Raw genomic sequence first — 16,763 nt, 5'->3', positions numbered from 1 at the left:
TATTTATTTGGCATCAAACCATGTTGGTCCGTATGCATAATCCACTTTTAGTGGAACATTCAGTTCAATCGCACTTTCCATTTCCTCCGGTACGATTTTCATCAGAATCTCAAGTTCCTCCGGTGGAGCTTCAAAAATCAATTCATCATGTACTTGCAGGAGCATTCTCGTTTTAAGACCTTCTTTTTTCAGACGCTCGTTCATATTGATCATCGCAAGCTTGATGACATCTGCTGCACTTCCTTGGATTGGGGTATTCATCGCTGTCCTTTCAGCGAAACTGCGTATATTGAAATTACGGCTCGTAATTTCCGGAATGTAGCGCCTTCTTTGTAATAACGTTGTACTATATCCGTTCTTACGTGCTTCATGAATGCTTTCTTCCATATAATCTTGCACACCCGGGAAGCTTTTAAAGTATCTCTCGATGAACTCACCAGCTTCTTTTCGTGTTATTCCAAGACTTTGCGAAAGTCCATAATCACTTATTCCATAAACAATTCCGAAGTTTACGGCTTTAGCATGGCGACGCATGTTCGAGGTCACCTCTTCCGAAGGCACATGGAATACATCCATCGCAGTCCTTGTATGAATATCCATACCCGCCCTGAACGCGTCAACCAACCCGCTGTCATTAGCAATATGCGCCAATACGCGGAGCTCAATCTGTGAATAGTCGGCTGCGAAAATAATCCAATCCTTTTCAGAAGGAATGAACGCCTGTCTGATTTTCCGACCTTCTTCCAGGCGAATCGGGATATTTTGCAAGTTAGGGTCCGTGGAACTCAAACGCCCTGTTTGGGTCAATGCCTGATTGAAACGGGTGTGTACCTTATCCGTATCCCGATTCACAACTTTGAGCAAGCCCTCGATATAGGTTGACTGAAGTTTCCCCAACTGACGGTACAGCAGAATTTCTTTAACGATATCATGCTTACTCTCAAGTTTTTCGAGTACATCAGCTGACGTGGAATAGCCAGTCTTTGTTTTTTTCAATACAGGAAGCTCCAATTTCTCAAAAAGAATCATCCCAAGTTGTTTAGGGGAGTTAATATTGAATGCTTCTCCGGCCAAGTCGAATATCCGTTCTTCAATGCTTCTTAAGCGGACAGCCAATTCCTGTCCCATCTTGTTCAATCTCCCGATATCGACTTTAACGCCCTGCCACTCCATATTTGCAAGAATGATGGACAATGGTAACTCTAGATCGGTTAACAAGTCATATTGTTCGTATTCATGCAGTTTTTCGACCATCGGTTCCTTTAATCCAAAAATAGCCTTCGCTTTTCTAGCAATATGCTCACTAAGTTCGGCATCTCCAGGAATCTTTCGCTTTGCTCCTTTTCCATAAAAAACATCATCGCTTTCAAGACGGACCAGCCCCTGAGTTTTTGTGATTTCTGCCACTTCATCTACAGACTCTCCAGGATCCAAGATATAGGATGCTAAAAATACATCAAAATCGATCCCCTTTATGTCAATTCCACGATGCCGCAGAAGCACAACCGTACGCTTCGCATCATAGACCGTTTTCTTTTTGGTCTCATCTTCCGCCCACGCCTTGAACAAATCAGACGTCAGGGCTGTTTCACCCGGGAAATAAAAATTCCCTTGTTCATTACTGATGGAAATGCCCAATATTTCTGCATGATGATAATTATCTTCGAGAATTTCGAGGTACAGGGCATTTTTATCAGAGAACATTTCCGGTTTCATTTCAGAACTCGTCTGAACATAGATGTCTTCCTGTTCAAGCGGTTCCCCCCCTGAAACGTCCAATTTATCAAGCAGCGTGGAGAAACCTAATTCTTTATAGAAACCTATGACCTTTTCCTGGTCCATTCCGTTGTACTCAGTTTCGTCCACTGCCACTTCTATAGGAGCTTCCCTTGTAATCGTCGCTAGCTCTTTACTTAGGATGGCAAGATTTTTATGCTCTTCAATCTTTTCTTTTAATTTCTGGCCACTTACCTCATCAATCGATTGAAGCAGGTTTTCAACCGTTTCGAATTGGTGTAATAATTTAAGAGCCGTTTTCTCGCCTACCCCTGGAATGCCCGGTATATTATCAGACGAATCACCCATCAATCCTTTTAGATCAATGATTTGCACGGGAGAAAGGCCATATTTTTCATGGATATGCTTTGGTGTGTATTCTTCGATTTCCGTAATGCCCTTCTTCGTGATTGAAACGGTCGTGTTCGGTGAAGCTAGTTGCGTTAAGTCCTTATCTCCCGAAATGACCTTCACTTCAAAACCATCTTTCTCGGCTTGAAGGGAAAGCGTGCCGATAATATCATCGGCTTCGTAATTTTCCAATTCATACCGTTTGATTTGAAAACAGTCAAGCAGCTCACGGATAAAAGGAAATTGTTCGGATAGTTCAGGCGGTGTTTTTTGACGCCCACCCTTGTATTCCTTATAGGAAGCATGTCTAAATGTCGTTTTACCAGCATCGAAAGCCACGAGTATATGCGTTGGCTTTTCTTCTTCAAGAATGCGATTAAGCATCATGGTGAATCCGTATACTGAATTCGTATGGATCCCCTTGTCATTATTCAGAAGCGGAAGCGCAAAGAATGCGCGGTAGGCTATGCTGTTTCCATCTATAAGTACTAGCTTTTTATTCAAATTTGTCTTCCTCCAGTCACACCCGTTTTATGTAGGTCGGCTTCTATAAACACACAAAAAACCGTTCATCTTCTCTTTCCATTCTACCATGAGTAGAAGTGGAAAGAAAAATGAACGGCCATATGATTATTTAGTATTTCCCATTAACAAGCTAGCGTAAGGGGAATCAGACGGTAAGATGATCACCGTTTGATCACCGACCGTTTTTTTGTAAGATTCCAGCGTCCGGTATAGTTTATAAAATTCAGGATCCTTGGAGAAGGATTTATTATAAATCTTGGCCGATTCTCCCTCTCCTTCGGCACGTATGACTTCTGCGTTGGCTTGTGCAGTTGAAAGTAATTCCGTTACCTTTCGATCCGTATCTGCTATGATTCGGTTTTTCTTCGCGTCTCCCTTTGATAGATACTCCTGCGCTTTCGATTCCCGCTCGGATATCATCCGCTTATAGACCGATTCCTCATTATCCGCAGGCAAATCAGTTCGTTTGATTCTGACATCGGTAAGGCTGATTCCGTAATTATCCTTCACTAGTAGGTCGTTCACCTTTTCCGTGATTCGGTCGTTCAAACTTCCTCTAGAAGACTTCTCATCATTGATGATTTCATCATAATCCAGCTGTCCCAATTCTGAACGGACCGCCGAATAGATGAACTCTTCCATCCTCGTTTCCGCATTTTCAAGCGTCCTCGCATTCGTAATCAATTTTTTCGGGTCTTCTATGCGCCAGACTGCATAATTATCGATCAGCATCCGTTTTTTATCTTTCGTATTGATTTCAGCTTCGGACACATCAGAACTCATTTGATACTTAGGTAAAGTCACAACACTTTGAATGAAAGGTACCTTAGCCTTTAAGCCTGGCGTTTTATCAATTCTAACCACTTCACCGAATTGGCGTACGACTTTGTATTCCCCTTCTTTGACAATATACACATTCGTGATGATGATGAGCATTAAGAGGATGAAGATAATGAGAAAAATCCCTATCTTGACATAGCCTCTCCATTGAAAGTCACCTTTTTTGAGCTCATTAAAATCTATCACTTTTCCGCTCATGGCTGGGTGCCCCCTTTCACTGCCGAACCGTCACTCGGTTTCTCTTCATTAGTCTTTACACTATCCGGTGCTTTCGTTTCCTCTTCACTAGGCGCAGGCAATGTTTTCGTTTCTTCTTTTTCCAATGGACGAAGCGGCAAATATTTCATAGTATTTCCGTCATCGTTCATGATATATATATCCGCGTTCGGCAATACTTGTTCAAGCGTCTCTATTATCAGACGATCTCTTGTAATATCCTTATTGCCCTTATATTCACTATACAACTTATCAAATACCGCCACATCACCGCGTGCTGCTTCGGTACGGGCAGCTTTTTCGCCGTTAGCCTTAGAAATAAGGGCGTCTTTCTCCCCTTCTGCTTCATTAATCCGTTTATTTGAATATTTATTGGCTTCATTATATTTCGTATTCGCTGTCTCCCGGGCGTCTGTTACATTCGTAAAGGCTTTTCGCACTTCTTCATTCGGTAGTTCCACGTCCTGTAACTTAACCGCGGAGATGGAAATGCCAACATCATATTTCCCCATTAACTCTGATAGTAACTCACGAACGTCCGCTTCAATTTTCGCTTTCCCTGAGGTGAGGGCGTCATCGATTTCCGTACTTCCGATTATGCTCCTTAAAGCAGCGGAAGTCGTGTCATACAAAATTTTCTGTGGATCATCTGAATTGAATAAGTATTTGGGTGGATCGGTAATTTTCCATTGAACTACCAAGTCAGCCAACACGATGTTCTCATCACCGGTAATCATCTTCGTCTCTCTCGGGTATTCCGTTACCTTGCCGCCTTCTTCCTTGTAGCCAAATTGGAGACTGAAGGTTTCCTTTGAGAGTTTATGAACCGATTGAATCGGCCAAGGCAACTTAAAGTGAAGGCCTGGTTCAGTTATCGTCTCTTCCACTTTACCAAACGTCATAATGACGGATTGATCTGATTCATCCACCGTGTACCAAGTGGTTATGGCCACCACTCCGAGAATTAAAATGAGAATAACAAGTCCCGTTATCGTATAAATCCTTTTTAAGCTAACGATATGTATCACCCCTTATTTGGTGTTATATCTTATTTACGCAAATAAAGGATCAAAGTTTCGTAAAATTTAAAATATTTAATAAATCATCAGACATACCACGCTAATTTTCCGCATAAAAAAAAGCAGAGACGAGTATCTCCCTGCCTTACTAAACTCCTTGGATGAGGGGTTGTACAATAATTGTAACCCACCATTATGAAGTTCGTTTTAAGGGAGTGTAAAGCCTTTGTAAACTCTACATCTTCCCTTTCAACCTTTTATTGAATGTCACCGTGAACGTCGTACCGGTTCCAGGTTTACTTTCTACGGTAATTTTACCTTTATGAACTTCTACGATATGTTTGACGATGGCAAGACCGATTCCAGTGCCTCCCGAATCACGACTTCTTGCTTTATCAATTCGATAAAATCGTTCAAAAATCCTTGGAAGCTCTTTCTCCTCAATCCCGATTCCATTATCCTGAATGATGATATCCACGGTTTGTTCATTCTCCCTGACTGTCGCTGATACAGTCCCACCATTAGGAGTATAGGCTACAGCATTAGTAATTAAGTTGATGAACACTTGTTTGATTCGATCTGATTCCCCTTCAATAAATACCGGAGTCTTGGGAACCTGAATTTCAAGGGAGATTCTCTTTTTTCGTAACTTGCCAATCAGCATTTCCTGAATTTCCTTCAAGGTACTTGTGATATCTACCTTGTCTGCTTTCAGAACAAATTCCTGTTGTTCCATTTTGGATAAATTAAGAAGTGCCTGAATGAGCTCTTGGAGCCGATCACTTTCATTTAGAATGATCGATAAAAAGTGTTTCAACGTTGCTTCATCTTTCCAAGCCCCATCTAATAACGTTTCTGAGAATCCTTTAATCGAAGTAATCGGTGTCCTTAATTCATGGGAGACATTAGCCACAAAATCCTTCCTCATTTGCTCAAGCTTTTTCAATTCAGTGATGTCATGGTAAATAAGCAAGATACCCTTCCATTCATCATAATCACCTATAATTGGGGCACCATAGATTTCGAAATGTTTACGTTTAAGAGAATGCGGAATTTTCACCTGACGCTTAATCGTTTTTTCCGTTCTGAATATCTCTTCGATTAAGGCTATGACTTCTTCGTCTTTAATCACCGAGTAATAGTCTTTATATAAGAACGTATGTGAGTCCACATCAAAAGTTTTCTTGTATTCCCGATTAATGAGTGTTGTATACCCTTTGCTGTCAATTAACAAGACGCTGCTTCCCATATTCTCAACAAGTGTTTCCAAACGGTCTTGGTTCATTTCCCTCGCCATTTCTGTTTCTTGTAGATTTTTGGCCAATTTGTTCAATGAAGACGTCAACATGCCTGTTTCGTCAGAATGCTGCTCGAATTTACGCGTTCGATAATTTCCTTTCGACATTTCGATAGCTGCCATTGTAGCCTCTTCTATCGGCCGAGTGTAATAGGAAGTAATCTTACTTGCCAACATTAAGATGATAATCAAGGCGGTCCCTAAACAAACCACCAATATGCTCCACATTTGTCGATTGACCTGGTGAATGGCCTTGATTTCATTACTGTGGACGACAAACCCTTCTAGCTGACCATCCTTTTCAATGGCACTCCAATAATAGTGAAGATCCGATTCTCCATCCACCACTTCGAAGCCTTCCCTTTGATTTTTCCCTTTTTCCAGGGTAATCTTTTCCAAGACATCCGCATGGTTTTCACGCAACTCGTCGGAAGAAGTCGAATCATATAAGATTTCTCCGTCCGCTGAGAGAATGGTTAAGTTGGATTCGAGCAATGGCGTTAATTTATCCGTTTTGCCTTTTTTCAAAAAGGATGTGATTCCGCCATGCTCATTAATATATGTAGAAATGAAAAACGTTTCATTTTGAATACGTTCATTAAATGTCTTAATATAGTAACTTTTGAAAAGATGTCCCAATAATAAACCAACGGCCATCAGGACTACCATCACCAATGCGATAAGGGTGAATAAAAGTTTCTTACGGTACGTCGTCATTCCTTTTTAGGCTCCTCAAACTTATAACCCAAGCCCCTTATCGTTTTTATATAGAGAGGCTTTTTTGTATCCTGTTCAATTTTCTCCCTAAGGTGACTGATGTGAACATCTACGATACGTGAATCGCCGGCAAAATCATAATTCCAGACGGTGCTTAATAACTGATCTCTGGTCAAAACTCTTCCTTTATTCTTCAATAGATATAAAAGCAATTCAAATTCCTTTGGAGTCAATTCTAATTGTTCTTCATCAAAGTATGCTTCATAACGATCAGGGAAAATTTTCAAATCACCTATTTTAAGTGGTTGATTCTCCTGATCAACCTGACTCTCAATACCATTAGATAACTGTGATCTTCTGAGTATCGCTTTAATCCGTGCAACAACCTCACGAGGGCTAAAGGGCTTCGTTAAATAATCATCAGCCCCTAACTCCAGACCAAGAACCTTATCAAATTCATCATCTTTGGCAGTCAGCATCAGTATTGGGATATTGAGTTTTTGTTGACGAAGCTGTTTACATACTTCCAGCCCATCCAATTTGGGTAACATTAAATCCAATACGACCAAATCAGGACGAAGCTCCACAGCAGCCCGTAGACCTTCTTCCCCATCCAAAGCTGTAATAACAGAATAACCAGCCTGCTCTAAATTGTATTGCAGTAAGGTAACAATTGATTGTTCGTCATCCACTACGAGAATTTTCTTTGACATTAGATCCTCCTGAATTTTGTATTACCCTAAAGACTTTTCATTGTCTACTCATCCAACTCTATTATAAAGAATAATAACGAAAAATCACACTTAAAAAATCCTCCACCTAAAGAAATCTCACCTCCATATATATAAAGACCACCTAGATAAATGACAGAGAAAGGCTTAGCCTTCCCTGCTGTTTACCTAGGCAGTCTCGTATAGAGAATTTATCTTAATTCAATATTTGCATGACAGCTTTAACAGAATCAACTGATTTAGAAAGTGCTGCTTTTTCACTCTCTGTCAATTCCAATTCGATGATTTTTTCAATTCCGTTGGCACCCAGTACGGTTGGCACACCCAGGTAAATTCCTTCAAAACCATATTCCCCATCAAGGTAAGCGATTGATGGAAGAACGCGACGTTGGTCTTTAAGGATTGATTCAGCCATTTCCACCAGAGAAGCTGCCGGCGCATAATAGGCACTACCATTACCAAGGAGGTTGACAATTTCTCCGCCGCCGGTACGCGTACGAGCAACGATAGCTTCTAAACGATCTTGCGAAATTAAAGTTTCTAAAGGAATCCCACAGGCGGTTGAGTAACGAACTAAAGGAACCATATCATCACCATGCCCACCAAGCACGAAACCCGTGACATCTTTAACCGATACGTTCAACTCTTGAGCGACGAATGTACGAAAACGTGCTGTATCCAGAACACCGGATTGTCCAATCACCCGTTCTTTAGGGAAACCCGATTCTTTATAAACGGTGTAAGTCATTGCATCTACTGGGTTAGTTAAAACGATGATTGTTGTATTTGGAGAATGTTTGACCACTTCTTTCGTTACAGCCTTCATAACTTTTTGGTTTGTTTGTACTAAATCATCACGACTCATGCCTGGCTTTCGAGCGATGCCGGCAGTGATGATAACCACGTCTGAATCAGCTGTATCCGAATAGTCGGAAGTACCAATGATAGTAGCATCAAATCCTAGGACCGGACCTGCTTCAGCCATATCAAGTGCTTTACCTCTTGTAGGGTTTTCTGCTTGTGGAATATCAACTAAAACGATGTCACCAAGTTCTTTTTGAGCAGCAAGGAATGCTGCGGTTGCACCGGTGAAACCAGCACCAACCACTGTAATTTTTTTACGTGTAGACATATGAATTCCCCCTTGAAATATGCAAATATTTCAGAAAATTTTTAACGTCTGAATATATAATTATACGCCTTCCGGAAAAGAACCGGTATCGGCTCTTTTCCAAAAGGCGTGATAAGTAAAAATTAAAGGTTTTTGATAAGTTCGTCAGCGAACTCAGAACATTTTACTTCTGTTGCACCTTCCATTAGGCGGGCAAAGTCATATGTAACAACTTTAGAAGCAATAGTTTTTTCTACTGATTTAGTGATGCTGTTAGCTGCTTCATTCCAACCAAGGTGCTCAAGTAAAAGAACGCCTGAAAGAAGAACTGAAGAAGGGTTAACTTTATCAAGACCAGCATATTTAGGAGCAGTACCGTGAGTCGCTTCGAAAATAGCATGTCCAGTTTCATAGTTGATGTTAGCTCCTGGAGCAATACCAATTCCGCCAACTTGAGCAGCTAGTGCGTCAGAGATGTAGTCTCCGTTCAAGTTCATTGTTGCAACAACATCAAACTCTTTTGGACGAGTTAGGATTTGTTGTAAGAAGATATCGGCAATAGAATCTTTAACGATGATTTTGCCTTCAGCTTCTGCAGCAGATTGTGCTTTGTTAGCAGCTTCTGTGCCTTCAGCTTCTTTGATTTGGTCATATTGGTTCCAAGTGAACACTTTGTCAGCGAATTCTGTTTCAGCAACTTCATAACCCCAAGTTTTGAATGCACCTTCTGTGAACTTCATGATGTTACCTTTATGAACAAGTGTTAACGATTTACGGCCTTCTTTGATTGCATAGTTAAGTGCTGCACGAACAAGACGTTTTGTACCCTCTTCAGAAATTGGCTTGATACCAAGACCAGAAGTTTCTGGGAAACGGATGTTTTTAACACCAAACTCATTTTGTAAGAAGTCGATTAATTTTTTCGCTTCGTCAGAACCTTTTGCATATTCGATACCAGCATAGATGTCTTCAGTGTTTTCACGGAAGATAACCATGTCAGTGTCTTCAGGACGTTTAACTGGTGAAGGTACACCGTCGAAGTAACGTACTGGGCGTAGACATACGAATAAGTCTAGTACTTGGCGCAATGCTACGTTCAATGAACGGATACCACCGCCGATTGGTGTTGTAAGTGGTCCTTTGATAGCGATTAGATATTCGTTGATGACATCAAGAGTTTCTTGTGGAAGCCATTCGCCCGTTTGGTCAAATGCTTTTTGTCCAGCTAAAACTTCTTTCCATTCGATTTTCTTTTCGCCGTTGTATGCTTTTTCAACAGCTGCATCTAAAACGCGTACTGCTGCTGCCCAAATATCAGGACCGATTCCGTCTCCCTCAATGAAAGGAACGATTGGATTGTTTGGTACGTTAAGAACACCGTTAGTAACTGTGATTTTTTGGCTTTGTGTCATGTCTCTTTACCTCCGATTCAAATTCAAAGGCTAGCTGGTCTGCCCTATAATTCCGACAGAACCACTAACCTTTTTTACCCACATCTATTAATTTACTACAAATTTGATGAAATTAAATATAAATTTCGAAAAAAATTTAATTTATTCGAATTTTTTATCGGTTTTCAATTGGTACGTATTTTTGCATACCTGGTCCAACATATTCTGCACGTGGACGGATAAGGCGGTTGTTTGAATATTGCTCAAGGATATGAGCGATCCATCCAGATGCACGGCTCACTGCAAAGATTGGTGTGAATAGGTCATGCTCAATACCCAAACTGTGGTATACAGAAGCAGAATAGAAATCTACGTTTGGTGGAAGATTTTTTTGACCAGTCACGATTTCATGAATTTTAATAGACATCTCATAATATTGAGGCTGACCAGTAAGTTCAGTCAATTTTTGAGACATTTCTTTAAGGTGTTTAGCACGTGGGTCACCTTTACGGTATACACGGTGGCCAAAGCCCATGATTTTTTCTTTGTTAGCTAATTTTTCGTTGATGTAAGGCTCTACGTTTTCTACAGAACCGATTTCTGTTAGCATTTTCATAACTTGTTCGTTGGCTCCGCCATGAAGAGGGCCTTTTAATGCGCCAATTGCAGAAGTTACACCTGAATAGATATCAGAAAGTGTAGCTACACATACACGAGCTGTAAATGTAGAAGCGTTTAATTCATGGTCAGCATGTAGAACTAATGCTTTGTTGAATGCTTCTTCTTCGATTGCAGTTGGTTCGTTACCACTTAACATATATAAGAAGTTAGCAGCAAAGCTTAAATCCGTACGTGGTGCAACCGCTTCCTTACCTTGACGGGTACGTGCGAAAGTTGTTACTAACGTCGGAATCTTAGCTTGGATGCGAATTGCTTTACGGTAGTTAGCTTCTTCGCTCATTACGTCTGCTTCTTCATCATATAGACCAAGAAGAGAAATCGCTGTGCGAAGAGCACCCATTGGATGTACTTTGTCAATTGGGTATGTTTTGAAGTGATTAACAACTTCTGCAGGAATTTCTGCGTTTTCAGCAAGTTGTTTTGTTAGTTCAGCTAATTGACTTTTGTTTGGAAGAGCTCCATGCCATAATAGATAAATTACTTCCTCAAATGTGGCATTTGAAGCTAAATCATCGATATCGTACCCAGCGTAAGTTAGTGTATCGTCGATGATGGAACTTACGGATGAAGTAGTTGCTACCACACCTTCTAGACCTTTTGTTGCTGTCATATAAAATCTCTCCTTTTTCTAAAATTCCCCTATATCCTTGCTCATTACGTATAAATATAGCGCTTCCAAGAGTTAGCCATCCTACCCAACCATCTATATTTTTAGCTGAAGGCATGCATAACTCATCGAAAGTGTTCACACACTGTGACACAAACAATAGTAAGGTGCACGACCTTATATAATCGCATATACGAATTCTAAAAATTAATGCTTGTAGCACGCTTCCTAGTGAGCGCTTGCTCAATAACTACACTCTTTTTAAGATTTTAAAAAATCAATATTTTTTAATCTTAATATAATGACTCGGTATAGTTACAACATTATTATAAACAATAATCACTTTTTTGGGAATGAAAAGCGCTTAAAATATGAAAAAATTATTATTTCATTAGAAAAATTCCAGTTACTAAACCCTCTACATTTTTTAGTTTTTTCATAGAATTTTATATAAAAAAAGAATCCAAGCAGAATATTTACGACATAAGGAAGATAAAAAATTTCCAGAAGAATTAAACAATTATTATTTACATTATTGGATAATCATTTAAAAAAATCGAAGATCTGCATGCATAAATAAGCTATTCCAGCCCCAATCAATGGACCTACCGCAACACCCTTGAATAATGCGACCGCTAGAATCGTCCCAAAAACCAACGCGGTAGTAATATGCGGGTCATGTGAAAGTAAGGTGATTCCATTTTTCGCTATCAATGCAACCGCTATTCCAGAAGCCAATGCTATCCATGCATAAGGCGATTTAATAGCATCACCAAGCTCCTTAAAACCAATCGCCCCATTTGCAATCGGGATCAGCACTGAAATGGTAATGATCGTAACGCCTAAGTTGATTCCTTTACCTTCTAGATAGGGGAACACTTTCGTATCAAGCCCAATGATTTTCATAAGTAACAGAAAACCTGCAGCTGCAATAAGTGATGTGTTTTTCCCAAACCACCCTATGGCAGCAAGTAAAATTAAAAATATGACTGGACCGTTTATCATACGCCACCTCCTCCTCCTTTTGTTATCTTAACATAACAAACTACACCTTTTCCTCATGAAAAATTCAAGGTTTTATCAGAACACTGAAAGAAAAAGTTCAAGATGAATCCCAAAAGGAACTTTCCTTTCTTTTCCAACACCGTTACAATTATAATACAAATGCTACTGTAAGAAGGAGGGAATATCTTGAACCCTGTTTTCATCTACCGATTCATCCGATTCTTGTCAGTCATCGGGAGTATCATTCTAGGCGGAATGGCGATTTTTTATTTATCAAAGTATACATATCCATTCATTATTGCCATGATTATCGCTTTCTTGATGAACCCCCTTGTTACTTTCCTCGAAAAGAAAGCTCACCTGCCAAGAGGTCTTGCTGTTTTTGTCTCTCTATTGCTCATTTTCCTTGTTTTTGCTGGACTTATTACCCTCTTGGTTACCGAAATCATTTCAGGCACTAATTACCTTGCAGGTGTGATACCCGAGCATATCGAAACCATCGTGGATTACATAGAAACGCTCATCTCCACCAAGATTATCCCCTTGTACAATCAAACGACTGCTATGTTCAATACGTTAGATAACGAGCAGCAAGACACCATCATCAAGAACATCCAAAACATTGGTGAATCCATCACTACCGGGGTCAGCAGTTTCATCCAAACCTTCCTAAAAAATATTCCGGCTATCATCGGTTGGTTCCCGACGACTGTTACAGCACTCCTGTTTACTTTATTGGGCACCTTCTTCATAAGTAAAGACTATGACCATTTTGGAAGAATGACAGGAAACGTATTACCGAATAAGGTGTTTTCCGGGGCCAAACGTTTATTTCGTGATCTAAAACGAGCATTATTCGGGTTCATTCGTGCTCAATTTACACTCGTTTCATTATCGACCGTCACCATCTTGATCGGATTTCTTATTTTAGGAGTCAAATATTCGATAACCATTGCTTTAATTTGTGGCTTAGTCGATATCATCCCCTATTTAGGGACAGGTACCATCTTCATTCCGTGGATCATCTTCGAATTCATTTCTGGGAATAACAGTCTTGGCATCGGGTTGTCTGTGCTGTATATCATCGTGGTTGTCCAGCGCCAATTGATAGAGCCAAAAGTACTTTCTTCTAGTATCGGCTTGGACCCGCTCGCTACTCTCATCGCCTTGTTCATTGGTTTTAAGTTAATTGGATTCCTCGGATTGATTGCCGGTCCAGTGGCCCTGGTCATATTCAATACGCTTCAACGTGCTCATGTCTTTAAAGCCATTTGGTCGTACATCATGGGTCCTGATACAAAAAAAACAACCCCCAATAAATTCCCTTAAGTTTCATAGAAAAAATCCGCCTCGATATTCGAAACGGATTTTTTTCTATCTATTATTTTGATGTTTCGAACTGTTCTGCCTCCGTAGAACCAGCGAGTGCCGTTGTAGAAGAAGTCCCACCCGAAACAACTTGTGCCACTTCATCAAAGTAACCAGTTCCAACTTCACGTTGGTGACGGGTTGCCGTATAGCCTTCCCCTTCGCTAGCAAACTCAGCTTGCTGTAATTCGGAGTATGCTGCCATTCCACGTTCTTTATATCCAAGAGCAAGTTTGAACATGCTGTGGTTCAATGAGTGGAAGCCTGCAAGAGTAACGAACTGGAATTTATAGCCCAATTTACCTAATTCGATTTGGTAGCTAGCAATTTCCTCATCACTTAATTTTGCTTTCCAATTGAAGGACGGTGAACAATTGTAAGCCAGTAGTTTGCCAGGGAACTCAGCGTGAATTGCTTCCGCAAAACGGCGGGCATCTGCAAGGTTTGGTTCGGATGTTTCGCACCAGATAAGGTCAGCGTATGGTGCATATGCAAGGCCCCGGGCAATCGCTTGATCAAGACCTGCTTTCGTGCGGTAGAATCCTTCTGGAGTACGTTCACCGGTGATGAATGGTGCATCAACTGGATCGATATCATCCGTGATCAAGTCTGCAGCGTCTGCATCTGTACGGGCAATTAATAGAGTCGGAGTTCCCATTACATCTGCGGCCAAACGAGCAGATATTAAGTTACGAACGGCAATTTGTGTGGGAAGAAGTACTTTACCACCTAAATGTCCACATTTCTTTTCAGAAGAAAGCTGATCTTCAAAATGGACACCGGCTGCTCCAGCTTCAATCATCCCCTTCATGAGTTCGAATACGTTAAGGGCCCCGCCAAAACCTGCTTCTGCATCAGCTACGATGGGAGCGAACCAGTCGATATCATCTTTTCCTTCAGCAAAGCTGATTTGGTCGGCCCGTTGTAGTGTTTGATTGATACGTTTCACGACTTGTGGTACAGAGTTAGCTGGGTATAAGCTTTGATCAGGATACATCTGCCCTGCGATGTTAGCATCCGCAGCAACTTGCCAGCCGCTTAGGTAGATGGCTTTCAAACCAGCTTTTACTTGTTGCATGGCTTGATTACCAGTTAGTGCTCCTAATGCATTGATGAAATCTTCTTCTTTCAGGAGATTCCATAGTTTTTCAGCTCCACGACGTGCTAAAGTGTGTTCGATATCGATGGATCCCCTTAATTTGATTACGTCTTCCGCCGTATACGTCCGTTTAATCCCAGTCCATCTTGAATCATTTTCCCAGTTTTGTCGTAATTGTTCTACTCTTTCATTCGTCATTATGTTTTTCCTCCTATTATATTAGACTATTAATTTATTGAATATTAAGATAATTTATCATATGCCGGATTTGTAAGGAAATCAGCAAAGTCGTCTGCCACTATCAGTTCTTCAAATAGTTTAGTAGATTCGTCGAATTTTCCTGATTGGAAAGCTTCTTCCCCTATTTCGGATTTAATGGTGTCCAATTCTTCCTCTGTGATCTGATGGAATAATTCTTCCGTTACTTTCCTGCCATCTTCCAGTATGCCTTTAGGATGTCGAATCCACTGCCACACTTGAGCACGGGATATTTCTGCTGTTGCAGCATCTTCCATTAAGTTATTGATGGGTGCCGCCCCTCTACCACATAGCCATGAAGCAATATACTGAATGCCGACATTTATATTCGTTCGCAACCCTGCTTCCGTAATCGTGCCTTCAGGTACTTCCAGCAAGTCATTAGCCGTTACTTCTACATCTTCACGTTTGCGGTATATTTGATTCGGTTTCGGAACGATAAGGTCAAACACTTCCTTTGCAGTACTGACCATGCCTGGATGAGCAACCCATGTACCATCATGTCCATCTCTTGCCTCACGTTCTTTATCGGCACGGACCTTCGCAAAAGCCTCATCATTCTTAACTGGGTCATTCTTGACGGGGATTTGGGCAGCCATTCCCCCGATTGCCGGAGCATTACGAGTGTGGCATGTCTTGATTGCAAGAAGGGAATAGGCTCTCATATTCGGAACAGTCATTGTGACCTGTAATCGATCTGGGAATATTACGTCTTCTGAATGACGGAATTTTTTTAGGAAGCTGAAGATGTAATCCCAACGACCGCAGTTCAGGCCGGCCGAGTGATCTTTCAACTCATACAAAATTTCATCCATTTCAAATGCTGCAAGAATCGTTTCGATTAAGACAGTCGCTCTAATTGTTCCCTGTGGAATTCTTAGATCATTCTGGGCATAAACAAAGATGTCATTCCATAATCTAGCTTCGAGATGGCTTTCCATCTTCGGCAGATAGAAGTACGGGCCGCTACCTTTTTCAATCAATGTCTTCACATTATGGTAAAAATATAGACCGAAGTCGAAAATGCTTGCGGAAATAGGCTGTCCATTTAAAAGAACATGTTTTTCCTCCAAGTGCCAGCCTCGAGGCCTTATTTTTAAAACTGCCGTTTTTTCCTTCAACGTATATACTTTGCCATTTGAGTTTTCAAATGAAATGGTTCCGCGGATGGCATCCCGCAAATTAAGTTGGCCTTCTATACAATTTTCCCAAGTAGGTGAATTGGCATCTTCAAAGTCGGCCATAAAAACTGAAGCACCCGAATTTAAAGCATTTATAATCATTTTACGATCAACCGGACCCGTAATTTCAACCCTACGGTCTTGTAAGTCCTTCGGGAGGGGGGCAATCGTCCAATCGCTTTCACGGATATGTTTCGTTTCCTCCAGGAAATCAAGCTGCTTGCCTTTGTTTATTTCTTCCTGAACCTTTTTACGACGTTCTAAAAGTTCCCTTCTTCTTCCACCGAACTGCCGCTCAATTCTTTCAATAAATTGAAGGGCTTCCGTAGTAAGTATTTGTTCATATCCTGGCTTGATATTTCCTGTAATTTGTAATCCTTTGGCTTCCGTAATCATCTTGCTCTCCACATCCTTTCAAACTCCTTATGTTATAATACAGTTATTTCATTTCCTGTTTGTATTATATAACACACTGTATAAATTTGTCACCTAATTTCTTATTTTTTTAAAAATATAGACTTATCGATTAAAAAAACTGGAATAGATGAAAGAAGTTACATTCTTATTGGGCTCTTTTCCATGCAAATAGG

The 16,763-nt window shown here is 40.7% G+C and carries 12 protein-coding genes; 1 reads left to right on the top strand and 11 read right to left on the bottom strand.

Annotated elements, in window-relative coordinates:
- Window positions 1–3 precede the first annotated feature (3 nt).
- From polA to ACQKL5_RS00260, 9 genes are all read right to left on the bottom strand, one after another.
- Entirely contained in the window at window positions 4–2,631 is a 2,628-nt protein-coding gene (gene polA / locus ACQKL5_RS00300) for a DNA polymerase I (RefSeq protein WP_427605878.1), read from the bottom strand.
- Window positions 2,632–2,757: 126 nt separating this feature from the next.
- The gene (gene hflC, locus ACQKL5_RS00295) at window positions 2,758–3,690 is read right to left on the bottom strand and encodes a protease modulator HflC (protein WP_427605877.1); all 933 of its coding nucleotides are present in this window, start codon (window positions 3,688–3,690) and stop codon (window positions 2,758–2,760) included.
- Entirely contained in the window at window positions 3,687–4,727 is a 1,041-nt protein-coding gene (hflK, locus tag ACQKL5_RS00290) for an FtsH protease activity modulator HflK (protein ID WP_427606581.1), read from the bottom strand. The genes hflC and hflK overlap by 4 nt, the downstream gene beginning before the upstream one ends.
- A 235-nt stretch (window positions 4,728–4,962) precedes the next feature.
- Complete coding sequence (gene pnpS, locus ACQKL5_RS00285; protein ID WP_427605875.1) at window positions 4,963–6,741, bottom strand: two-component system histidine kinase PnpS; 1,779 nt, start codon at window positions 6,739–6,741, stop codon at window positions 4,963–4,965.
- On the bottom strand, window positions 6,738–7,454 hold the full coding sequence (locus tag ACQKL5_RS00280) for a response regulator transcription factor (protein WP_427605873.1): 717 nt from the start codon (window positions 7,452–7,454) through the stop codon (window positions 6,738–6,740). The genes pnpS and ACQKL5_RS00280 overlap by 4 nt, the downstream gene beginning before the upstream one ends.
- Before the next feature lie 214 nt (window positions 7,455–7,668).
- The gene (gene mdh, locus ACQKL5_RS00275) at window positions 7,669–8,604 is read right to left on the bottom strand and encodes a malate dehydrogenase (protein ID WP_427605872.1); all 936 of its coding nucleotides are present in this window, start codon (window positions 8,602–8,604) and stop codon (window positions 7,669–7,671) included.
- A gap of 122 nt (window positions 8,605–8,726) precedes the next feature.
- Window positions 8,727–9,995, bottom strand: coding sequence for an NADP-dependent isocitrate dehydrogenase (gene icd, locus ACQKL5_RS00270; protein WP_427605870.1), 1,269 nt, complete (start codon window positions 9,993–9,995; stop codon window positions 8,727–8,729).
- A 154-nt stretch (window positions 9,996–10,149) separates the two neighbouring features.
- Window positions 10,150–11,265, bottom strand: coding sequence for a citrate synthase (citZ, locus tag ACQKL5_RS00265; protein ID WP_427605868.1), 1,116 nt, complete (start codon window positions 11,263–11,265; stop codon window positions 10,150–10,152).
- A gap of 540 nt (window positions 11,266–11,805) precedes the next feature.
- Window positions 11,806–12,267 (bottom strand): DUF441 domain-containing protein, encoded by a 462-nt coding sequence (locus ACQKL5_RS00260; protein WP_427605866.1) that lies wholly within the window; start codon window positions 12,265–12,267, stop codon window positions 11,806–11,808.
- A gap of 186 nt (window positions 12,268–12,453) precedes the next feature.
- On the opposite strand from ACQKL5_RS00260, the gene ytvI reads away from it, so the two are divergent.
- Window positions 12,454–13,596, top strand: a complete 1,143-nt coding sequence (gene ytvI, locus ACQKL5_RS00255; protein ID WP_427605865.1) for a sporulation integral membrane protein YtvI — start codon at window positions 12,454–12,456, stop codon at window positions 13,594–13,596.
- A gap of 52 nt (window positions 13,597–13,648) precedes the next feature.
- Here ytvI and aceA read toward each other — a convergent pair whose 3' ends face one another.
- Window positions 13,649–14,932, bottom strand: a complete 1,284-nt coding sequence (aceA, locus tag ACQKL5_RS00250) for an isocitrate lyase (protein WP_427605863.1) — start codon at window positions 14,930–14,932, stop codon at window positions 13,649–13,651.
- 44 nt (window positions 14,933–14,976) lie between these two features.
- Window positions 14,977–16,569 carry a malate synthase A gene (gene aceB, locus ACQKL5_RS00245; protein ID WP_427606580.1) on the bottom strand — a complete coding sequence of 531 codons (1,593 nt, stop codon included), beginning with the start codon at window positions 16,567–16,569 and terminating at the stop codon, window positions 14,977–14,979.
- Window positions 16,570–16,763: the final 194 nt, after the last annotated feature.

This window comes from Peribacillus sp. NPDC097675, from assembly GCF_050277655.1.
Taxonomy (GTDB): domain Bacteria; phylum Bacillota; class Bacilli; order Bacillales; family DSM-1321; genus Peribacillus.
The sequence above is the reverse complement of the archived record's forward strand: the minus strand, read 5'-3'. Positions and strand labels throughout refer to the sequence as shown.

What these genes read in the sequence shown, in the direction of transcription:
- pnpS (WP_427605875.1), bottom strand. Translation starts at nt 6,741, where the DNA reads ATGACGACGTACCGTAAGAAACTTTTATTCACCCTTATCGCATTGGTG.
- mdh (WP_427605872.1), bottom strand. Translation starts at nt 8,604, where the DNA reads ATGTCTACACGTAAAAAAATTACAGTGGTTGGTGCTGGTTTCACCGGT.
- aceA (WP_427605863.1), bottom strand. Translation starts at nt 14,932, where the DNA reads ATGACGAATGAAAGAGTAGAACAATTACGACAAAACTGGGAAAATGAT.
- ACQKL5_RS00280 (WP_427605873.1), bottom strand. Translation starts at nt 7,454, where the DNA reads ATGTCAAAGAAAATTCTCGTAGTGGATGACGAACAATCAATTGTTACC.
- ACQKL5_RS00260 (WP_427605866.1), bottom strand. Translation starts at nt 12,267, where the DNA reads ATGATAAACGGTCCAGTCATATTTTTAATTTTACTTGCTGCCATAGGG.
- aceB (WP_427606580.1), bottom strand. Translation starts at nt 16,569, where the DNA reads ATGATTACGGAAGCCAAAGGATTACAAATTACAGGAAATATCAAGCCA.
- citZ (WP_427605868.1), bottom strand. Translation starts at nt 11,265, where the DNA reads ATGACAGCAACAAAAGGTCTAGAAGGTGTGGTAGCAACTACTTCATCC.
- icd (WP_427605870.1), bottom strand. Translation starts at nt 9,995, where the DNA reads ATGACACAAAGCCAAAAAATCACAGTTACTAACGGTGTTCTTAACGTA.
- hflC (WP_427605877.1), bottom strand. Translation starts at nt 3,690, where the DNA reads ATGAGCGGAAAAGTGATAGATTTTAATGAGCTCAAAAAAGGTGACTTT.